This is a genomic window from Devosia lacusdianchii, from assembly GCF_022429625.1.
Lineage (GTDB): Bacteria > Pseudomonadota > Alphaproteobacteria > Rhizobiales > Devosiaceae > Devosia > Devosia lacusdianchii.
Genome location: NZ_CP092483.1, coordinates 1,360,739 through 1,381,080, shown reverse-complemented (window position 1 = coordinate 1,381,080; position 20,342 = coordinate 1,360,739). Strand labels below are relative to the sequence as shown.

The 20,342-nt window shown below is 63.6% G+C and carries 25 protein-coding genes; 10 read left to right on the top strand and 15 right to left on the bottom strand.

All coding sequences use genetic code 11. The annotated features are described in order from the left end of the window. Positions 1-41 precede the first annotated feature (41 nt). Positions 42-1,049 carry a mannonate dehydratase gene (locus MF606_RS06730; protein ID WP_240233041.1) on the bottom strand — a complete coding sequence of 336 codons (1,008 nt, stop codon included), beginning with the start codon at positions 1,047-1,049 and terminating at the stop codon, positions 42-44. 183 nt (positions 1,050-1,232) lie between these two features. Between MF606_RS06730 and MF606_RS06725 the strand changes: the two genes are divergently transcribed. From MF606_RS06725 to MF606_RS06705, 5 genes are all read left to right on the top strand, one after another. Beyond that, positions 1,233-1,961, top strand: coding sequence for a FadR/GntR family transcriptional regulator (locus tag MF606_RS06725; RefSeq protein WP_240233040.1), 729 nt, complete (start codon positions 1,233-1,235; stop codon positions 1,959-1,961). Between the two features lie 124 nt (positions 1,962-2,085). Next, positions 2,086-2,970: an SMP-30/gluconolactonase/LRE family protein gene (locus tag MF606_RS06720; RefSeq protein ID WP_240233039.1), complete on the top strand. Its 885-nt coding sequence runs from the start codon at positions 2,086-2,088 to the stop codon at positions 2,968-2,970. A 113-nt stretch (positions 2,971-3,083) separates the two neighbouring features. Next, on the top strand, positions 3,084-3,641 hold the full coding sequence (locus MF606_RS06715; protein WP_240233038.1) for a TetR/AcrR family transcriptional regulator: 558 nt from the start codon (positions 3,084-3,086) through the stop codon (positions 3,639-3,641). Between the two features lie 173 nt (positions 3,642-3,814). Continuing rightward, a complete protein-coding gene (locus MF606_RS06710) occupies positions 3,815-5,239 on the top strand; it encodes a DHA2 family efflux MFS transporter permease subunit (RefSeq protein WP_240233037.1) in 1,425 nt (474 codons plus the stop codon). Between the two features lie 84 nt (positions 5,240-5,323). Next, a complete protein-coding gene (locus MF606_RS06705) occupies positions 5,324-5,677 on the top strand; it encodes a hypothetical protein (RefSeq protein ID WP_240233036.1) in 354 nt (117 codons plus the stop codon). Between the two features lie 50 nt (positions 5,678-5,727). Here MF606_RS06705 and MF606_RS06700 read toward each other — a convergent pair whose 3' ends face one another. Genes MF606_RS06700 through hemP form a run of 9 tightly spaced genes read right to left on the bottom strand, consistent with a single transcriptional unit; the run spans position 5,728 to position 12,297 of the window. Further along, entirely contained in the window at positions 5,728-6,666 is a 939-nt protein-coding gene (locus tag MF606_RS06700) for an energy transducer TonB family protein (protein ID WP_240233035.1), read from the bottom strand. Then, positions 6,667-7,116, bottom strand: a complete 450-nt coding sequence (locus MF606_RS06695; RefSeq protein ID WP_240233034.1) for an ExbD/TolR family protein — start codon at positions 7,114-7,116, stop codon at positions 6,667-6,669. Then, on the bottom strand, positions 7,116-7,808 hold the full coding sequence (gene tolQ, locus MF606_RS06690; RefSeq protein ID WP_240233033.1) for a protein TolQ: 693 nt from the start codon (positions 7,806-7,808) through the stop codon (positions 7,116-7,118). The genes MF606_RS06695 and tolQ overlap by 1 nt, the downstream gene beginning before the upstream one ends. A gap of 3 nt (positions 7,809-7,811) precedes the next feature. Further along, complete coding sequence (locus tag MF606_RS06685; RefSeq protein WP_240233032.1) at positions 7,812-8,237, bottom strand: hypothetical protein; 426 nt, start codon at positions 8,235-8,237, stop codon at positions 7,812-7,814. After that, positions 8,234-9,061 (bottom strand): heme ABC transporter ATP-binding protein, encoded by an 828-nt coding sequence (locus MF606_RS06680; protein ID WP_240233031.1) that lies wholly within the window; start codon positions 9,059-9,061, stop codon positions 8,234-8,236. The genes MF606_RS06685 and MF606_RS06680 overlap by 4 nt, the downstream gene beginning before the upstream one ends. Before the next feature lie 4 nt (positions 9,062-9,065). Further along, positions 9,066-10,169, bottom strand: coding sequence for a FecCD family ABC transporter permease (locus MF606_RS06675; RefSeq protein ID WP_240233030.1), 1,104 nt, complete (start codon positions 10,167-10,169; stop codon positions 9,066-9,068). 11 nt (positions 10,170-10,180) lie between these two features. Then, a complete protein-coding gene (locus MF606_RS06670; protein ID WP_240233029.1) occupies positions 10,181-11,059 on the bottom strand; it encodes a heme/hemin ABC transporter substrate-binding protein in 879 nt (292 codons plus the stop codon). An 8-nt stretch (positions 11,060-11,067) separates the two neighbouring features. Next, the gene (locus tag MF606_RS06665; protein WP_240233028.1) at positions 11,068-12,120 is read right to left on the bottom strand and encodes a hemin-degrading factor; all 1,053 of its coding nucleotides are present in this window, start codon (positions 12,118-12,120) and stop codon (positions 11,068-11,070) included. 9 nt (positions 12,121-12,129) lie between these two features. Then, positions 12,130-12,297: a hemin uptake protein HemP gene (gene hemP / locus MF606_RS06660; protein ID WP_240233027.1), complete on the bottom strand. Its 168-nt coding sequence runs from the start codon at positions 12,295-12,297 to the stop codon at positions 12,130-12,132. Between the two features lie 193 nt (positions 12,298-12,490). Between hemP and MF606_RS06655 the strand changes: the two genes are divergently transcribed. After that, positions 12,491-14,593 (top strand): TonB-dependent receptor domain-containing protein, encoded by a 2,103-nt coding sequence (locus tag MF606_RS06655; protein WP_240233026.1) that lies wholly within the window; start codon positions 12,491-12,493, stop codon positions 14,591-14,593. A 56-nt stretch (positions 14,594-14,649) separates the two neighbouring features. Here the strand turns inward: MF606_RS06655 and MF606_RS06650 are convergent, their stop codons facing one another. Then, on the bottom strand, positions 14,650-15,201 hold the full coding sequence (locus tag MF606_RS06650; protein ID WP_240233025.1) for a glyoxalase superfamily protein: 552 nt from the start codon (positions 15,199-15,201) through the stop codon (positions 14,650-14,652). A 197-nt stretch (positions 15,202-15,398) separates the two neighbouring features. Next, complete coding sequence (greA, locus tag MF606_RS06645) at positions 15,399-15,881, bottom strand: transcription elongation factor GreA (RefSeq protein WP_240233024.1); 483 nt, start codon at positions 15,879-15,881, stop codon at positions 15,399-15,401. Positions 15,882-16,168: 287 nt separating this feature from the next. On the opposite strand from greA, the gene MF606_RS06640 reads away from it, so the two are divergent. From MF606_RS06640 to MF606_RS06630, 3 genes are all read left to right on the top strand, one after another. Then, a complete protein-coding gene (locus MF606_RS06640; protein ID WP_240233023.1) occupies positions 16,169-16,936 on the top strand; it encodes an amino acid ABC transporter substrate-binding protein in 768 nt (255 codons plus the stop codon). 71 nt (positions 16,937-17,007) lie between these two features. Beyond that, positions 17,008-17,688, top strand: a complete 681-nt coding sequence (locus tag MF606_RS06635) for an amino acid ABC transporter permease (RefSeq protein ID WP_240233022.1) — start codon at positions 17,008-17,010, stop codon at positions 17,686-17,688. Beyond that, on the top strand, positions 17,685-18,452 hold the full coding sequence (locus MF606_RS06630; RefSeq protein WP_240233021.1) for an amino acid ABC transporter ATP-binding protein: 768 nt from the start codon (positions 17,685-17,687) through the stop codon (positions 18,450-18,452). Before MF606_RS06635 ends, MF606_RS06630 begins: the two co-directional genes overlap by 4 nt. An 89-nt stretch (positions 18,453-18,541) precedes the next feature. On the opposite strand, the gene MF606_RS06625 is transcribed toward MF606_RS06630, so the two are convergent. Beyond that, the gene (locus MF606_RS06625) at positions 18,542-18,781 is read right to left on the bottom strand and encodes a hypothetical protein (protein ID WP_240233020.1); all 240 of its coding nucleotides are present in this window, start codon (positions 18,779-18,781) and stop codon (positions 18,542-18,544) included. A gap of 150 nt (positions 18,782-18,931) precedes the next feature. Here MF606_RS06625 and MF606_RS06620 point away from each other — a divergent pair, with 150 nt between their 5' ends. Then, positions 18,932-19,681, top strand: coding sequence for an FRG domain-containing protein (locus MF606_RS06620; RefSeq protein WP_240233019.1), 750 nt, complete (start codon positions 18,932-18,934; stop codon positions 19,679-19,681). 8 nt (positions 19,682-19,689) lie between these two features. On the opposite strand, the gene MF606_RS06615 is transcribed toward MF606_RS06620, so the two are convergent. Together MF606_RS06615 and MF606_RS06610 are read right to left on the bottom strand one after the other, a co-directional pair. Then, on the bottom strand, positions 19,690-20,052 hold the full coding sequence (locus MF606_RS06615; protein ID WP_240233018.1) for a hypothetical protein: 363 nt from the start codon (positions 20,050-20,052) through the stop codon (positions 19,690-19,692). Further along, complete coding sequence (locus tag MF606_RS06610) at positions 20,037-20,333, bottom strand: hypothetical protein (protein ID WP_240233017.1); 297 nt, start codon at positions 20,331-20,333, stop codon at positions 20,037-20,039. Before MF606_RS06610 ends, MF606_RS06615 begins: the two co-directional genes overlap by 16 nt. Positions 20,334-20,342: the final 9 nt, after the last annotated feature.

Genomic DNA, 20,342 nt, shown 5'->3' with positions numbered 1-20,342 from the left:
TCCGCGCGCTCCTCCGCGAGAGGGGAGAAAGCGCCGGCACCCTATCGACCGTAAGGGTCCCAGCCGTTGGCCTGGAACAGGGCGATGATGTAGCCGAAGCTGAAGGCGAAGGCGGTTTCGAAGGGGGCTTCGCCGTCGATGTCAGGGACGTGGTCGGGCATGATCATGCAGTCGACGCCGACCTCCTTGTAGAGGCGCAGGGCGGCGGGCATGTCCATGTCGCCGGCATCGGGAAATTCCTCGGTGAAGGAGTAGCGGCCGCCCTTGATGTTGCGGAAATGGACGTTGAAGATCTTCTTGCGTTCGCCGAACCAGCGGATGATGTCGCCGATCTCCTCGCGTGGATTTTCAAGACTTTCGGCGATGGTGCCCTGGCAGAAATTGAGCCCGTGATAGGGACTTTCGGCAATGGAGACGAACTTCTTGAGGCCCTCGGCGCTGCCCAGAACGCGCTCTTCCATGCCCTTGTAGCCGGGCGGCGTCAGCGGGTCGTGCGGGTGGCAGGCAAGGCGCACCTTGCTCGCTTCGGCGACCGGCACGACACGCTCAAGGAAATAGGCGATGCGCTCCCACATCTGCTCGGTGCTCACCTGCCCTGCTCGCGTCAGCACCTCGCCGTCTTCGGCCCGGTCGGCGCGCCAGGTGGAGAGGATGGCGCCGCCGCGGCCACGTTCGGACGTGGTGCGCGGAATGCCGAGCAGGTTGAAATTGTACTTGGCGGCACCAATGCCCATGGCGCTCAAATCCTCGATCAGCCGGCAGATGCCATCGATCTCGCGATCGCGTTCGGCCCCTCCCAGCACGATGGCGGGCGAACCGTGGGGCTTGTCGATGCCTGACGACGGCAGCGGGAGTTGCACCATGTCAAGGACGAGTCCGGCCGCCTGGACGCGATCGATATGGCGGCGGAGGACGTCGCGCGTCCAAGTATAAGCGCTACCGGGCGGGTCGATGCAGACATGGACGATGCCGAGCTGGGCGAGCTGCCGCAGGTAACGATCACCCACCTCCTCCAGCTTTCCGCCGCTCAATTGGGTGCCTACATACATGGTCCGCGCTCTCGTGTTTTATGACTTCTCTGCAGTTGTATTACAGATTTTGTCATGCTACAAGATTGAACCGCCGCCAGCGATCGTTTTTTGCTTTGAAGCCGCAGGCCCCAAAGCTATCGCAGGATGACAAATTGTCGTATTTTACCACGTAGATGAACGCGTTCTGAATGACAGATAAACATGGTTGAGACCGAAGCGCCGAGGCTGACCGACCGGGTGAAGACCGGCCTGGTACGACTGATCGCCGACGAGGGGCTGAAGCCCGGCGACAAGCTGCCCCCTTCAGACCAACTCTGCGAGAAATTTTCGGTGAGCCGGACGGTGGTGCGCGAGGCGATCGCCAGCCTCAAGGCGGAGGGCCGCTTGCGCTCGCTGCGCGGCAGTGGCGTTTATGTCAGTGCGCCGCCCAAGGCGGTTGGCGGTTCGATGTTCATGGAGGCGCCCCAGGATATCGGAGACGTGCTCGACTTCATCGAATTCCGCATGAGCGTGGAAATCGAAGCGGCGGGACTGGCAGCAGAGCGGCGCACGGAGACCAACCTGCTGCGCATGGAACAGGCGCTGAGCCAGTTTGCGCGGCATCTGGAAGACAATAGCCTAGCGACCGACGCGGATCGCAGCTTTCACCGCGCCATCGCGGATGCGACCAATAATATGCGGTTTCGTCTGTTCGTCGATGAAATGGGCGAGCGACTGATCCCGCGACGGGCGCTGGGCGCGAGCTTTACCGACGAGAAGGACAAGTCGGAATTTCTCGAAAATATCCAGAGCGAGCACAGACGCATCTTCGACGCGATCAGCGATCGGCGGGCCGACGAGGCGCGGGCGGCAATGCGGCAGCATCTGGAGGGTGGCCGGCGGCGCTATCGCGAGTGGAGCCTGGCGCATGATGTGGCGCTGCAGCGGTAGGGCTGATTTCACGGCGTCATTCCCGCGAAGCGGAATCCTGGTTGAGAACAAGGAAGGGAGATTGCCGCTTTCGCGGGAATGACGTTGCGGGGTTGGACGCGGCGGCGGTTGGTGGCGAGCTTCGATGGCGAGTGTTTTGACGATGAATGAGAGCATGCAGCCCGAGATCACTGTCGTGGTCGCCGAGCGCTTTGGCGTGGGCGAAAGTCCGGTATGGGACGGGGAGCGGCAGCGACTGCTGTGGTGCGATATTCCGGCCGGGGTGATCCATGCGCTCGATATTGCCAATGGCGCGCGGCAGCGCTGGAGTTTTGGTGAGCCGGTGCCGAGCTTCGGGTTGGCGCAGGGTGGGCGGCTGGTGGTGGCGCTGCGCAATGACGTGGTGCTGTTCGATCCGCAGAGCGGGGCACGCGAGGTGGTGGCGCGTCTGGAGCATGCCAAGCCGGAGATGCGGCTCAATGACGGCAAGGTGGGGCCGGACGGTGCATTCTGGGTGGGCAGCATGGATGCCGGTGGCGATGCGGCCAAGCTTTATCGGGTGGGGCCTGACGGGTCGGTGCAGGTGATTGCCGAGGGCATTACGATATCGAACGGGCTGGCGTGGAACGCTGCTGGGACGCGGCTCTATCACTCGGATTCGCGTGGCGGCATGTGGCTGGATTGCTGGGATTTTGACGCGGCAACGGGCGCGGTCAGCAATCGGCGGCGGCTGCGTGACCGCAACGAGGCCAATGGGCGGCCGGACGGCGGGGCCTGCGATGTCAAAGGCACTTACTGGTCGGCGGGACCATCGGCGCAGCGCATCAATCGCTTTTCGGCTGATGGGGTGTTGCTCGGTCACGTCGACGTACCGCTGCAGCACCCGACAATGCCGTGCTTCGGTGGCGAGGACATGCGGACGGTGTTCGTCACCAGCCTCGATTCCAAGACTGACGATGGCGGACTCGACGGCATCATCAGCTTCCGGGCCGATGTGCCGGGTGTGCCAGTGGGCAAGTTCCAACGATAGCCGGATCGTGCCATCGCGACAAAGCACCTAAGCCTTGAGCTGGCCGGAAATGGCCTGGCCGAAACGAATGCCGCTTGACACTATTTGTACTGGTGAGTATGTACTCACTCACCATGAAAAACACGCGCACCAATCTCTCCGACTCCGATACCCGCCGCGAAGCCATAGTCGAGGCGGCGCTGGTGGCCTTTGCCAAGGCCGGCTTTGCTTCGACGCCGGTGACCGCCGTCGCGGCCGGAGCCGGGATCAGCCAGGCCTATGTGTTCAAGCTGTTTCCCACCAAGGAGGAGCTGTTCGTAGCGGCGGTGGAGCGCTGCTACGAACGGATCGAGGAGACGCTGGAACGGAGTGCGGCTGCCGCCGAGGGCCGATCGCCGGACGAAATCCTCGACCAGATGGGCGAAGGCTATGCAGATCTCATCGCCGACCGGACGATCATCATGATCCAAGTGCACGCGCAGGGCGCTTCGGACATTCCGGCGATCCGCGAAGTGGTGCGGCGCGGGCTGGCCCGCATCGTGCGGTTCACCAAGCAGCGCAGTGGGGCCAGCGACGATGCCGTGCAGCGCTTCATTGCGTTCGGCCAGCTCTGCCACCTGATCACCACCACCGACATCTACGAGTTCGATGACGATTGGGCTCGCATCGTGGCCCGCAATATCCGGCACTAGCCGGTAGCCGATCCGGCGGAACAACCGCCGGGAATACAATTTCGAAGCTGTCCGCTGGCTTTCACTGGCGCCCTGCCCTCCCCGCCAAGGGAAGGCGTTACGGCGCCATTTCTTGAAACTAGTAAGTGAGTGACTACTCACACTCTATCACCAAACCGACAAGGAGACTGAAAATGACCAATGCAACGTCTGCCGCAATCGCGGCACCTTCCATCCCCCGCACCAGCCACCGCTGGCTGGCGCTTACCGTTCTGGCGCTGGCGCAGTTTCTGGTGGTGCTCGATGCTTCGATCGTCAACATCGCTCTGCCCAGCCTGGGTGCAGGTCTGGGGCTCGACGAGACCCTGCTCACCTGGGTGATCACCGCCTATGTGCTGCCGTTTGGCGGGCTGCTGATGCTGGGTGGGCGTCTGGCCGATCGCTACGGGCACCGTAACATCTTCCTCGCCGGCGTTTTCGGCTTCATCGCGGCGTCGCTGGCGGCGGGCCTCTCGCTCAATGGGGCGATGCTGTTGGCGGCGCGTGCCGTGCAGGGTGCTTCGGCGGCGATGCTTGCGCCGGCAGCGCTGGCGCTGCTGATGCAACTCTTTCCGGCCGATGACGGCCGCGCCAAGGCGCTCGGCATCTGGGGTGCGGTGGCTGGTATGGGCAGCGCCGCCGGCGTGCTGCTCGGTGGCGTGCTGACGGCCAGCTATGGCTGGTCGGCGATCTTCTTCATCAACGTGCCGGTGGGCCTGCTGGTGTTGGCTGTGATCCCCGGTCTAGTCAGCCGCGATGCCGTGACCACCAAGGCAAAGCTCGATCTGCCAGGTGCGGTGACGGTAACTGGTGGTGTCGTAGCCCTGGTTGCGGCGCTGTCGATGGTGTTGGAGCTTGGGTTCCTGTCGCCGGTGACGCTCGGCTTGGCCGCTGCCGGAATCATGCTGCTGGCCCTGTTCGTCGTCATCGAGCTGAACACACGTGATCCGCTGGTCGCGTTTTCGATCTTCGCCAACCGTGCGGTGACGCTGGGCAATGTGGTCATGCTGATGATTGGCGGCGTGACGGTGGGCCTGTTCTTCGTGCTGTCGCTGCATATGCAGAACGTGCTGGGTTACGACGCCATGACGGCCGGCATCAGCCAATTGCCGCTGGCTTTGGCGCTAATCGTCACCGCCGGAATGCTGCCGCCTGTCATCGCCAAGGCCGGTTCGGCCCGGACGCTGGCCGCATCGCTGGTCGTGCTTGCCGTCGGCCTTGCTTGGCTCGCCCTGGCTCCCATTGGCGCCAACTTCGTGCTGCACCTGCTCGGGCCCAGCATCATCATCGGCGTCGGCTTGGGTGGCGCCTTTATCGCCGGGACTGAGCTCGCCGTGCAGGGCGTGACCGAGACCGATAGCGGACTCGCTAGCGGGCTGGTCAACACCAGCCAGCAGGTCGGCGGCGCGCTGGGGCTAGCCCTGCTGTTCACGCTGGCGATGAGCCAGACCGGCAATCTTGCCACGGCCGGCGCCACGAATGTCGCCGCGTTAGCCGGTGGGTACTCGGCCGCGTATTTCGGCGCTGCCGCCCTCTCGCTTCTCGCAGCACTCGTCGCTGCAATCGGCAGCCGCGCCTGAGGCATAAGGCACCGGCGCCCTGTGCCGGTGCTCCCATCCCACCGCGGTTCCACAGCGAACCGCACCATTCAAGGAGCATTGAAAATGACCACCGACAACTTTACCCAGCGCAAGGACAAATCCCACAAGATTGCCCCGCGCTACGTCACCATATCCGCCATTGCCGCGCCGATCATGGTGCTAACCGGATGGGCCTTCATCGCCTCGGTCCCGGTCGTACTGATGGTCTGGGGCACGTGGACCGACAAGCGAATCCGCGCTTTGCGGTGGTGGAGCAGCCTGACGGCTGTGCTCTACGCCATCCCGTTCGTGCAGTACCTGATGCGGACGGATGCGGAGGCCAGCATGTCGTCGATGCTGCACCCGGCCATGGGTATGGCAATCGCGGCGGCGGCGGCGGTCGTGGTCGTCAAGATCTTCAGGAGCCACCGCGGTTGATGTGGCCCGCAGGCCAAAGAAAGGGCGCCTCGGGCGCCCTTTTTGCGTGGTCAGCCGCCGAAGGCCAGGGGGACATCGAAGGTCCAGTTGGCGCGGTTGGCTTGCGGCGGGATTGGCGGGAAGGGAGCGGCGCGGCTGACGGTGGCGAGGCCCGCCTGGTCGACCGCCGCATTGCCGGATGAGCGGCCGATGCTGACGCCGGCGACCTGGCCGTTGGCAAGCACGGTGAAGCGCACCACGACTTCGCCACTGGGGCCATTGCCGCTGCGCAATGCGCGCCGCAGCTTGCGCAGGACTTCGCCGGGGTAACGCGCCGTCTCGGCATCGCCACCACTGCCGCCGCCCGCCTGTTGGGCGGACGATGCGGCTGAGGCGACCGCGTCGGCATTGTTGGAGCCGCCATTGCCGCTTTGCGTGGGTGGCTTGGGGGTGGGTGGCTTGGGTTGCTGCTGAGGCGTTGGACGCGCGGTGGGCTCGCTGGGGCGCTCGAAGCTCAGGGTGCGGGGAACGGGAGCGGCGTTGAGGTCTTCACTGCTCACCGGTTCGATCGACGGGGCTGGCGTTGCGGTCAGGGGCTGGCTGGTGAGGCTGGCGACCGCGGTGGAGCTCAGCAGCGCAACTTCGTTGACCGGCTCAGCCCGCGTCAGCGCTTCGGACTCGGCGGGTTGCTCCAGCGGCGGCTCCGGTTCGAGGGGCTCGATCGGCGTTTTGGGCCGCAATGGCGTGATGGGGTCGGTGACGGGTTCGATCGTGTCGGGCTTGACCGGTTCGACTGACGGCGCTGATGTCCCTGACGACACCAGGTTCTCGATCGCGTCGCTTTGCACGACCTGGGTGGCGTTAGACGACACGCTGGACATGCTGATAATGCTGACGTTCACGGACTCGGCGGCTGGGGCGTCGTCAGGCTGCGGCCAGGCGAAACCGACAAGGCCGACGCCGACAATGGCTGCATGCGCCAGCAGCGAACCGGGAAGTGCGCGCTGCATCTACTGGCTCGGCTTGCGTTCGGTGATGAGACCGATCTGGCCATAACCGGCGGCGGAGAGCGCACCCATCACTTCCATGATCGCGCCATAGGCAGCGGTCGCGTCGCCGCGAACGTAGAGGCGCTCGTCGGTGCCTTCGACGGCCAGGGCCTCGACAGCGGGCACCAGGGTTTCGAGGGTCAGGGGCTGATCCTCGATGGAGATCGCGCCATCGGGCGTAACCGTGACGGTGATCGGCTTGCGTTCGAGCGGCATGGCCTGGGCCGCGGTTTGCGGCAGATTGACCGGCACGCCCATGGTCATGAGCGGCGCGGCGACCATGAAGACAATCAGCAGCACCAGCATGACGTCGACAAGGGGCGTGACGTTGATATCGCTAATGGCGGCGTTGCGGGCCCTGCCCCGCCCGCGACCGCGCGCTGCCTTCGATCCGGCGGCAGACATGCCCATCAGCTGGCCTTCCCAGCATCGAGCTGACGGGAGAGCAGCGCGACCAAGCGGTCGGCGAATGCTTCGAGGCGGCCGATCAGCTTGCCGGCATCGGCATTGAGCTTGTTGTAGGCGATGACCGACGGGATGGCGGCGAGTAGGCCGAGCGCCGTCGCCAACAGGGCTTCGGCGATACCGGGCGCGACCACGGCGAGACTGGTGTTCTCAGCCGAGGCAATGGCGGTGAAGGCATTCATGATGCCCCAGACGGTACCGAACAGGCCCACGAAGGGGCCGGCGCTGCCAATGGTCGCGAGGAAGCCGAGACGCTTTTCGAGTGCGGCACTCTGCTCGCTGACGGCGAGATCGAGGGCGATTTCGAGGCGGCTCTGCAGGCCGCCGGCGGTTGCCGCCTGCTGGGCATGGCTCTTGTCCCATTCCTCCATGGCCGCGAGGAAGACGGCGGAGAGGCCGGTAGCATTGGCATCGACATACTCGCCGCGCAGGTCGGCCAGGGAATTGGTCGAGGCAAAGGCGCGATCGAAGGCCGCCATGTCACGGCGGGCACGGGCATAGGTGGCGATACGGTTGGCGATGATGGCCCAGCACCAGACCGAAGCGAGGAGCAGGCCGAGCATGACCGATTTGACGACCCAGTCCGCCTGCATGAACAGGGCGAACATGGAAAAGCTGTGTGCAGCATCCGCTTCCATGACCTAGACCCCGAACGTGACATCGAGCGAGGTGCTCGGCTTGAGGGCATCAAGGCAGACGGTGGCCGGGCTGATCGTGCCTTCGCAGGCGCTGACGTCGTTGACCAGAAGACGGCCGAGGCCGTCGCATTGGAGACCTGCCAGCTCGAACTGCAGCACCTTGGTCTTGCCCTCGCTCAAATCCTTGAAATCGAGCGTGACGATGCGGTCGATGGTGCCTGATGTGTCGAACAGCGCCAGCTCGACGGCGGCGCGGTCCAGCTGGCCACCGAGTTTATTGGTGGCGAGGAAAGTAACGCGGCAACCGGCTTCGGCCGGTTGCAGAGCATTGAGCTCGAGATCGAGCGACGCGGGAGCCACGTCCTGCGCCACGACGGGCGCGCAAAGGAGGGTGAGCCCCATGAGGGCGGCGAAAGTGCGAGTGGTCATGAGGCAACCTTGACGTTGAAATCGGGACGGCGCAGGCGGCCGGCGGATTGGGGGAGCACGAAAGGCGTGCCCGGGAGCGGCGTCGCGCCCACGCGCAACGGGCAATCGAAGACCTCGGCAATCAGCTGATCGGTCAGGACGTCGCCGGGCGAGCCAAAGCCGGTAACACGTCCATCGCGCAGAGCGAGGATGGTATCGGCATACATGGCGGCGAGGTTGAGATCGTGCAGGATGGCGATAACGCCGCCGCCGGCATCGGCATAACGACGGGCTGCGTCCATGATCATCAGCTGGTGCTTGACGTCCAGGCTGGAGACCGGTTCGTCGAGGAACAGGTAGCGCGGCGCGCCATCGAGGATCGGGGTCCAGACCTGGCAGAGCACGCGGGCAAGCTGCACGCGCTGCTGCTCACCGCCGGAGAGCTCGCCATAGTAGCGGCCGCCGAAACCTGAGAGGTCCACGGCGGACAGCGCCATGTCGGGCAATTTACGCAGCATGCCTGATGGCACGCCTGGACGGCCGGCGGTGAGGCCCAGGGCAACGACTTCGCGCACGGTGAAGGGGAATGGCAGGGTGCTCGACTGCGGCAGCACGGCGCGCATGGAGGCGGCGTTGACGGGGCTGAGAGACGCGAAGTCGCGGCCGTTGATGGTTACACTGCCGGTATAGGCGTGGTCACGGCAGATGGCCTTCATCAGCGTCGACTTACCCGAGCCGTTGGGGCCGATGACGGCTGTGATGGCGCCGGGTGCGGCGGTGAACGACACGTTGTGCAGGATCTGGCGTTGGCCAAGGCTGACCGAAAGCGACTGAACGTTGATCATCGGATCACCAGGCGAAGGCCGCGCGGCGGCGCAGCAAAATCCACAGGAAGAACGGACCGCCGAAGGCTGCGGTAATGATGCCGATCGGCAGTTCGGCCGGCGCCACGACGACGCGGCTGACCGCGTCGGCCGCCAGCAGGAACGAGGCGCCCAGAAGGGCCGTCGCCGGCAACAGGTAGCGATGGTCAGGGCCAATCACGAGCCGCAGCAGGTGGGGCACGACGATGCCGACGAAACCAATGCCGCCACTGACGGCGACGGACGCACCCGTAGCGCCGGCTACAGCCAGTATGGTGAGGATCTTGAACCGCTGCACGGGCACGCCGAGATGCGCGGCGGTAGCTTCGCCCAGGGTCAGGGCGTTGAGGCCCTTGGCGAGGAAACTCGCGACCACCAGGGCAACGGCAATGATGGGGCCGGAAGCGGCGATCTTGGTCCAATTGGCGCCAGAGAGGGAGCCGAGCCCCCAGAAGGTCAGGTCGCGCAACTGGCTGTCGGTGGCGATATAGACCATCACGCCGGTGATCGCGCCGGCCAGTGCGGCAATTGCAATGCCCGCCAGCAGCATGGTGGCGATAGCGGTCTGGCCGCTGCGTGTCGCGACGCGATAAAGCAGGAAGGTGGTAACCAGGCCGCCGGCGAACGAGGCGAGTTGGAGCGCGTAGATGCCCAGAAAGGCGGTCAATGGCGCCAACATGGTGGTGCCGAGCACGATGATGCTCACCGCGCCAAGGCCGGCGCCGGCCGAGACGCCGACCAGACCAGGATCGGCCAGTGGATTGCGGAACAGTCCCTGCATGAGCAGGCCCGAAACGGCCAGCGCTGCACCAACCATTACGCCCAGCAGCATGCGCGGCAGGCGGATATTGTAGATCACGGCATGGTCACGCAAAGCCTGCTCGGCGTGCTCGGGCGCAAAGCCGAACCACCCGCGGATAATGGTCCAGGCGGAGGCACCGGAGGCGCCTGTCGTCATCGACACCACCATCATGACCACCAGCAAGACGGCCAGGACGGCGATGGCGAGGCGCCCGAGACTGCTGCGATCGCCATCGGCCCGGGTGTCCGGAGCGAGATCGGCCCCGGACATGGTCAGTGTGCTCGCCATCGGCCCGGAACCTATTGCGCGCCGTAGAGCAAGTCGGCGAGCTCACCGGCCGCGGCGGCGGTGCGGGGACCGAAGCCGAGGAGGTAGGCGCCGTCGAGGCGGTAGATGGTGGCAGTCTTGCCGGCCGGGGTGAGTGCGATGGCAGGATTGGCAAGTAGATCGGCGTCGGTTGCGGCGTGGTCACCACCACGATCCATCATCACGATAGCGTCGGGGGCAGCGTCGATGATGGCTTCTTCGGTCAGCGCCTTGTAGCCGGAATACTCATCGATGGCGTTGGTTGCGCCGGCCAGGGCGATAATGCCTGCCGCCGCCGTATCGGTACCAGAAGCCTGGATCTTGCCGCCCTGGGTCGAGAGCACGAAGAGGACGCGCTTGGGCTCGGTGATGGTTGCGGTGCGGGCCGCCAGGTCAACGAACTGCTGCTCGACCTCGGTCGCCAGGGCCTCGGCCTTGTCCTCGGCATCGAGGGCCTGTCCGACGGCGCGGATTTTGACCAGAACGCCGTCAGCAGAATAGCCCTCAGGCACGGTCTGGTATTCGACGCCAGCGGTGCTCAGAACCTCAAGGGCCTCGGGCGGACCGCTGCCTTCGATGACCAGCAGGGCCGAGGGGCTGACGGACAGGACACCCTCGGGCGCCAGCTGACGCATATAGCCAACATCGGGCAGCGCCATCGCGGCCTCGGGGTAAACGGCGGTCTGATCACGCGCGACAAGCTTGGCCTCTTCGCCCAGCGCGAAGACGATCTCGGTGAGCGAGCCGCCGATGGAGACTACGCGGGAGGTATCGGCGAAAGGGTGCAAATCCTGCGCGGTGGCGCTGGCTACGCCGAGGGTCAGAGCCAGGAGAGCGGCGCCAGCAAGGCGGGCAGAGTGAAAGGCGTACATGTTGGTTCTCAAGCGGCGTTGGATTGGCTGTGAAGCGGGAGGCGTTCGACGGCGGTGCGCCAGCCGGCCCGTTCGTCGGAGCCTTCCTGCCGCTTGCCGAAGAACTGGATGATGAGTTCGCGATTGCCGTCATAGACCTCGACCGAGGTGACGTGGCCGTCGCTGGTGGGCTTGCGAACCGCCCAGACCGAGGCGATGTGATCGAGCCGCAGGTGCAGGTGGAAGGTCTCGTCCATGACGTTGAGCCAGGGGCCCATCGGCTTGATATTGGTGATCGGGCCGGCATGGATCTGGATGCAGCCGTGATTGCCGACAAAGGCCATGATCGGCAGGTCGGTGCCGGCAACGGAGGCGAACATTTCCTCGACGGCTTTGGCATCGAGCTGCCAGGCGAGGTCTTCGCCGACCATCTCGACAGCGGCCAGACGCGGCAGATTGAGCTTCTTCAGCATGCCGAAGAACTGATGCGTATCGGTTAGCGCCCGCCAATGCTCGCGCAAGGTCGCCACATCGGCGGCCTCACCCGGCAGAGCGACGGGAGCGGCCGGGGCAATCTCGATGGAATCGGCCTGCTCAGCGTGGCGGAGACTGGTCACGAGGACCGACCAGGCTTCGAGATTAGTTGCCGGGCGTGCATGGACCTTGTGCACCGCCTGCCCCTGAGCGTCGAAGAACTGCAGGGAGCGGCGCACTGCGCCCTCCTCGCCCGCCTTTTCGACGGCGAAGCCGAAGGCCCATTTGGACGGGAAGATTCGCAGGTCGATCTGCTCGCCCAAGACCATAGAGGCCATGGGGCCGATGACGACCTTCTCGTAGGGCCCGATCTTTTCGTGGACGGCGCTCTCGTTGCGGGTGAGCGCCATCACTTCGCCGGCAGCGCGAAGGCCGTTGAGCAGAACCTCAACGTCGGGGCGCAGCCGGATGGCGCTGCGGCCGACTTCGGCGGCGACCAGCTCGGCTTCGGAGATGCCGTGAATGCGCGCGAAATCACGTTCGCGCATCTCGGGATGGAGCGCCCGCAGGCGGCGGATTTCGGTCGGGGGCTTGGCGTTCGCGATCAATTTCAAAGCCTATTTGGTCAGGATCAGTTTGTCTTGGCGGGTGATGCGGAGGCGATACGGCACGCCGTTGTGAAGGATCAGGACCTCGCCGCTGCCCTCAAATAGCGCGGCGCTGGTGATGATCTTTGGCGTGTCGACAGTGGGATCGGCAGCGTGAGGCCCGGTGGAGGCCGGCATGGATAGTCCTTATTATTCAGTGACATACCGAAGCCTTAGCTCGTCATCGAGCGCTTCGTATTAACTTGACTCTAATAGCCATATTATCTAGAGACCGCAATAGGTGATCGCAGTAGTCATGTTTTTGACGCGATCGACGCGAGCCAGCCCCCCGCCAGCCAGCAATCAAAGAATCAACCGACTGGAGTCTGAAATGGGGCTGGTACGATCGCGCGCGGCTGCACTGATGTGCGGCGTTGCGCTGGGGGCAATTGCGCTGCAGGGGGCTGCCGCGCAAACCACCACGACGAATACGAATGCAAGCAATGTGACGCTGCTGGAACGGCTGGTGATCGGCCTGGGCGGCGCTCCCAAGGTCGCCATCGACACGCCGCAGGCAGTGACGGTCATCGATCAGGCCGACCTCGACCGCGCACAGGCGACCACGATCGGCGGCGTCTTCGACAGCGTGCCGGGCGTGACCATGGTGGGCAGCGAGCGCCAGTTCGGCGAGGCGTTCAACATTCGCGGCATCGGCACCACCGAGAACTCATCGGACGGCTCGCGCGTGGTGGTGACCGTGGACGGGGCGCCCAAGTTCAACGAACAATACCGCATGGGCTCGTTCTTCTCGGATCCAGAGCTCTACAAGCAGATCGAAGTGTTGCGCGGGCCGGCATCGTCGACGCTTTACGGCGCGGGCGCCATTGGCGGCGTTATCAACTTCACCACCAAGGACGCGTCAGACTTCATCCGCGATGGCTATACCGGCGCGTTGCGGGTCAAGGGCGGTTTCTCCAGCAATGGCCTGGGCACACTGACCTCGGTGGTGCTGGCCCAGCAATTGTCAGAGACGTTCGAAATCCTGGCCACCGGCAACTGGCGGCGCAGTGAGAACCTGGATCTGGCCAAGGGCACACCGCTCGTCGGCTCGGGCTTCGACACCTGGTCGGGGCTGATCAAGGGCACCGCCCATTTCGGCGAGAATGACGAACAGACGCTGCGCCTGTCGTACCAGCGCTGGTTCAGCGATGCCAAGGATCAGGCCTATGCCCAAACCGGCACGCAGGCGGCGTTCGGCATTATCGACCGCACGGTGATCGACCAGACCGCGACGCTGTCGTGGGAGAATCCGGACCTCGACAATCCCTGGGTCGACCTCAACGTCAACCTGACCTTCTCGGACACGACCAACGAGCAGACCAATCACCGGCCGTTCCTGGGCGGGCCGCGCACGCCCAATGGTGGCACCAATATCCTGTCGGACACCACCTATGGCTATCGCACCTTGCAGCTATCGGCCGACAATACGGTGGAGTGGATCGGCGAGGGCTTCGAGAACTACCTGACGGTTGGGTTCCAGGCGTCGACGCTCGACCGCAGCGTCAAGCGCCCTGCCCCATCGCTGCCCCTGCCAGCGCATGCCGAGGGCACCGAGGACAAACTGGGCCTGTTCGTGCAGAACGAGTTCATCTGGGACGAGCGGCTGACGTTGATCGCCGGCGCGCGTGGCGACTTCCAGTGGATCAAGCCGGTCACGGCGGGCCTGCAGCCGCGCAACGGCTCGGCCTTCTCGCCCAAGCTGGCGGCCCACTACGAGATCAACGATAGGGTCAGCGTGTTCGGCTCGGTCGCCCATACCGAACGCATGCCGACGATCGACGAGCTCTATGCGGTTTCGGCCGCCAAGTTCGCCAGCCATAACCTGCAGACCGAATATGCCAATACAGTCGAGGGCGGTTTCTCGCTTTCGGGCTATGACCTGCTTACCTCAGGCGATACGGCCAGCATCAAGACCACCGGATTCTATAGCGATCTGACCAATATGATCGTGTCAAACACCGGCGTCGGCGTGCCCTATTACGGCAATATCGGCGCGGCGCGCATCTACGGCGTCGAGGTCGAGGGCGCGTACAATTCCGAGCAATGGTTCGCCAACCTCGCCTATTCGGTGACCATTGGCGACAATCTGGTCACCAATACGCCGCTCACCACCGTGCCGCAGAACAAGCTGGTGGCGACACTCGGCGCGCGCAATCCGGAATGGAACCTCGAATATGGCGCCACCGTCACGCTGGCGAGCACGGGCGCCTATGTCTATCCGTCGGGCGCCTTTGGCGGCGATGGCAAGGCCGAGGCATTCCAAACGCTGGATCTGTTCGCGAGCTGGAAGCCGGACACCGGTGTTTTCGCCGGGACGGAAGCGCAGTTCAGCATCGAGAATGTGTTCAATGCCGACTACCGCGAGAACCTGTCGACCGACCGTTCGACCGGCCGCACCTTCAAGCTGACCCTGGCCAAGCAGTTCGACTACTAAGCCAACGTCAATCGCCAGCAGCCCTCCGGGGCTGCCGGCTTCTGCCCGCCGGTCCGTCAGGCGGGTTTGCGCTCCATGAAGCGGATGCGGTTGGTGAAAGGGTCGGTGACCATCATTTCGAGGCCCCAATCGGCATTCTCCAGGCCCGGCCGCATCGCGCGGTAGTTCTTGGCCAGGAGTTCGGCGTGAAACGCCCTGAGGCCCTGCGGCATGTAGACGACCATGTTGCCGCCCGGCGAGGCGTCACCGGCATGTTCGGACAGGTGCAACGACAGCTCGCCACGCGAGACCTGGGTGTACAGTGGGGCGTTATCGTGGAAGCGATGCTCCCAATCGACCGTGAAACCCAGGAAATCGAGATAGAAGTCGTGCGCTTTCGGGATATCGAAAATGCGCACGATGGGCATGGCGCGCTCGAAGACGATCTCATCGCCCTGCCTTGCCCGTGACCCGCCCTCTATCTTGGCGGACAGGATGTTCCAGGTGTCGAACCCGAACTGTTTCGCCACGATTTCAAGGGCTTCGCTGTGGGTGATGGTGACCTGTCTGGTCGCCAATGCTTCGCGCATGGCCTTGGCCATGAGCTTGGCGTCTTCATAATTTCGCATGTGATACCGGCTCCAAAGTCGGCACTGGCCCAAGTCGGTGTCCGCATTGCCGATGCCCGCCGACATGAATCCGGAAAGAGCAACTTGCAGAGGCGTTCGCCATGCACCGGAGTGCGCGGACTGCTGGCCGCCTTGAGCCGATGGCATACTAGCGCAGGCCATTGCTGGCGTCATCACCCGAGTCGATTTCCAATGCATCAGGATATGGCGGTGATCTCGAGGTCCTGCTCGCCAACGCTCACGATATCGCCCACGGCCTTGCCCGTGAGCAGGCGCGCGATGGGCGAGGCGTGGGAGATCGAGCCAGCCTTGGGATCGGCCTCGTCTTCGCCGACGATCCGATAGGTCTGCACTCGCCCGTCGTCCCGGCTGAAGGTGACCGTGCTACCGAAGGCGACGGTGTCCGTCGTGGTCGGATCGGGGATGAGCTGGGCGGTGCGGACGCGCTCGGAGAAATAGCGTAGGTCGCGCAGCGGGCCGGCGGACTGACGGCGGCGTTCGTTGACGTCCTCGATCCGGCTCGCGACGTCATAGGCCTCGCGCGCCTCGATCCGCTGCGCTTCCAGCGCCTGCAACCCTGCGGATGTGACGAGATTGGGCTCGGCCGAAATCGGGCGATCGGGGAGCATGGTCTCCGAGGCCGTCTCGGCACTGTCTTCCTTGGTGAAGGCTACGCTCAATGGGTGGATCTCCGAGGCCGGTCAGGAGTGATACCTCGTGAGCCGGTGGCCGTGCAAACGCGGAAGCGGCACCGAACGTTCCTGGGTCTTCCGGCAGCGCGGGATCTCGCAGGAGGGCAAAATCAGCAACAACCGGCTCCCGAAATAATCAAGTGGAGCATGGTTGCATCGGGCGGTCCCGGGGAAGGGAAAGATCCATCCAACCAATTGAAACGCGCCCGCCGGGGGTGCAGATTCCTGGCATAATTCCGGTTCTGAGACATGAACCGGCCACCCAGGAGAAGACAATGAAACTCTCGAAAGTGCTGCTTGCCGTTGGTTTGCTGGCCTTGGCCACCCCGGCATTTGCACAGACCGCACTCGACGCCGTCAAGCAGGCGGGCGCGCTGCGGATCGGCACCGAAGGCACCTATGCCCCCTTCACCTTCCATGATGCCAGCGGCGCGCTGGTCGGCTTCGACGTTGAAATCGGCCGGGCCATTGCCAAGCAGATCGGCGTCGAAGCTGAGTTCGTCGAAGGCCCGTGGGATGGCCTGATCGCCGGCATCGATGCCGATCGCTACGATGTGGTGATCAACCAGGTGGGCATCAACGCCGACCGCCAGGCCAAATACGACTTCTCCGAGCCCTATATCGCCTCCAAGGCTGCCCTGGTGGTGCGCGGCGACAATACCGAGATCACCAGCTTCGAGGATCTGGCCGGCAAGAACTCGGCCCAGACGCTGACCAGCAATTTCGGCAAGCTGGCCGAGGGATACGGCGCAACGCTCGTGGGAACCGAGGGCTTCGACCAGTCGATCGCGCTCGTGATCCAGGGCCGCGCCGACGCGACGATCAATGACAGCCTGTCGTTCTTTGACTTCAAGAAGCAGCAGCCCGATGCCGACGTGAAGGTGGTTGCCACGGCCGCCGATGCCGATTTCTCCGGCGTGCTGCTGGCCAAGGGCAAGCCCGAGCTGCTGGCCGCCATCAACGAGGCTCTGGTGGCCATCAAGGCTGACGGCACCTATGCCGAGATTTCGCAGAAGTACTTCGGCGAAGACGTCTCGCAGTAGCACTCGAACAGCGTATTATCCCGAAGGATCGGCCATGATCGGCCGATCCTTTTCTCATGACGGAAACAGTGATGCCGCAATGGCTCTCCCTGATGATCGAGTCGCTGCCCTCGCTGCTGTGGGCCTGCCTGCTGTTCACGGTGCCGCTGACGCTACTGTCCTTCGCGCTGGGTCTTGGCGTCGGCTTCCTGGCCGCCATTGCCCGGCTGTTTGCGCCCTGGCCACTGGCGGCATTCGTCCGCTTTTATGTGTGGATCATCCGTGGCACGCCGCTGCTGGTGCAGCTCTTCCTGATCTTTTACGGCCTGCCCAGCGTCGGCATCGTGCTCGATGCCTTCCCGGCCGCGCTGATCGGCTTCACGCTCAACGTGGGCGCCTACACGTCGGAGATCGTTCGCGCCGTGCTGCTGGCCGTGCCCAAGGGCCAGTGGGAGGCGGCCTATTCCATCGGCATGACCTGGCCGCAGGCCATGCGCCGCATCATCCTTCCACAGGCCACGCGCATCGCCGTGCCCCCGCTGTCCAATACGTTCATCTCGCTGGTCAAGGACACTTCGCTGGCCGCAGCGATCACCGTGCCCGAACTGTTCCGCGCCGGGCAGCGCATTGTGGCGACCTCCTATGAGCCGCTCATCCTCTATGTCGAGGTGGCATTGATCTACCTGGTGGTGAGCTCGGTGCTATCGGGCCTGCAGGCGCGGGTCGAAAAGCGCTTCTCCCGCTATGGTGGCTACATCGAGGCTGCCTCATGATCGCGCTCGACAGCATCCACAAAAGCTTCGGCGACAATCACGTGCTCAAGGGCGTCAGCATCACGGTGCCCGAGGGCGGCGTCACCGCCCTGATCGGCGCTTCCGGCAGCGGCAAGAGCACCCTGCTCCGCTGCGTCAACCTGCTCGAAATGCCGCAATCGGGCGCGGTGCGCATCGACGATGTGGCGATCCAGTTCGCGCCCGGGGCCAAGATCGGCCGCGATGCCATGCTGGCGCTGCGCCGCAAGACCGGCATGGTGTTCCAGAATTTCCAGCTTTTCCCGCATCTGACGGCGCTGGAAAACGTCATGGAAGGATTGCTGGTTGTCCTCAAGTGGCCGCGGGAGCAGGCACGAGCCCGGGCACTCGAGCTGCTCGACAAGGTCGGCATGACCGCCAAGGCCGACGCCTGGCCATCAAGCCTGTCCGGCGGGCAGCAGCAACGCGTGGCCATTGCCCGCGCACTCGCTCCTGCCCCCAAGGTGCTGCTCTGCGACGAGCCCACCTCGGCGCTCGATCCGCAACTCGCGGGCGAAGTTGTCGATGTGCTGGCGCGGCTTGCCCGCGACGGGACAACCATGCTCATGGCCACGCACGACCTGCGCCTGGCCTCCACCATCGCCAGCAATGTGGTGTTTCTCGGCGCCGGCGAGGTGATCGAAGCCGGGCCGGCGCAGGCGGTGTTCGGTCGGCCGGAGGATGAACGAACGAGGCAGTTTATTTCGGCGCTGACGGCGCAGCATCCGGATTTGGCGATGCGCTAGCACAGGCCTTGTGTCCGGGACGGTCGCGCGTGGACCAAGCACCAGCGCCGCCCGACCTTTGTGGTTTGGCGGCGCTTTCATGTCCTAGGCTAGTTCGGGGTTTCGTCTGTGAACGGCCCGCCCTCACTATGATCAACATAGATGGTGCCGACCTTCCTGCCTGTGTCTTCTCGCAGGTCGATGAAGCCAGTTTCTAGATCGCCGCTTTCGACCATCGCTGCAGCCTTGCGAAGCACGGCAGCGGTGCGTTTGTTGATTTCAGTATCGTCCCAGCCGGAAATGTTGATTTCCACATCGCATTTCAAGCTCGAAATCAGATCGTCGTCCATGTCAGCCCTCCAAACATTTCCGTTCGCAATTGGGTTTTCTTGATCGCCATTCAAGGCGACTGCTGCACACTATTTCTGCAACTTGGGAAATTGACAGTCCGCGACTGCGCCTGATTTTCAGGTGCTACAGCGTTATGAGAGCCATCGAGCATGCGAACATACGTCCTCAGCAATCCATCTATAGCCGAGCTGTTTGCCATCATTGAACGTGAACCCGGCGGCTATCGCCACGTATTTCGTGGCCAAGGTGATGCGACATGGCCGTTGATCCCAAGCATCTACCGGACACGGCCCAACATCATTGGTGGACCAGCCAAAGAGGCTTATGACCACTATGAAATGGAAGGCATCAATCGCTTCTACAGGGAGGCAATGCCGTATCTACCCTCCATTGATCGAAATCAGACGAATGACCGGGTATTGGCTCAACACTTTGGAGTCCCCACATCGCTTCTCGATTGGAGCCATGATCCGCTGGTCGCACTTTTCTTCGCTGTAGAGAACCGAAGGGCGAATTGCGATGCGGCCCTATTTATGTTGTTGCCGGACGCGCGCGTGAGCCCGGACATCATGAGCCTAGGGACGTATCAGGCTTTTGAAATATCCCCGCCTGCTATTGACCGGCGCATCCCAGCACAAAAGTCGGTGTTCACGATGCACCCCTACGGCGACCCGAAGGCGCCGTTTGTTCCCATTGACCAACGTCCCGATATGGGATCGCAGATCACCGATCATGAAGGGAAGGTCACGCGAGGCTTTGCGAAGATCGTCATAGCTGAGAGGGTAAAGCCGTTGTTGCGCGGGGTGCTCTTTGCGATGGGAATTGACCGGAGAAACCTATTCCCAGGTCTCGACGGGGTAGGGCAGCACATAGCGGATAGAACGAGTTGGGTTAGCTAAGGCAGGTGTTACTTGAGAGGCAGCCCGGCCTCGCGCCGGGCTCCATCCACAGCGCTTTCGACTGACACACTGAAGTTAGTGGTGTCAAAACTGCGCATCATTGCCGCCATGTCCGACCCTTCTATCTCTACTGCCTTGGCGTCGAGCGCATCGCGATAACTTTGACACCTTGCGGCCGCAACGCGCACGACATTTTCGCGCTCTAGGTCTGGTTCGCTGATCGCTATTTCGCGACCATTTAAGCGCCCGCATAGCAGATAGGCTTCCGAGAATTCCTGCAGTTCAACTTGCTGCTCATAAGTTGGCTGTTGGGCGGTGGTCGGGCTGGCGAAAAGTGCCATCGCGACAGCGATCACTAGCGGGCGTTCCATGGCTGCCTGAACCTCCCCCACTTGATCTGTTGCTGATACCAGTCCCGCGCAGCGCGTGCAGCAATGAGCCAGCAAAACACCACCGGCGCAGACGCGAGAAGCACGATTACCGCCGCTGCGACGTTCGCAGTCCGCAGATTGTCAAAGAAGAAATAGAGCGGAGCGCCCACAGCGAACAGGCCCCAAGCGAGCATTAGCAGGGCACCAAAGATCACCCGCGTCCAGTAGAACGACATGACGAAGATGATCAGGCCAATCATGAGGCCAATTTGAATGAGCATGATCCCAAT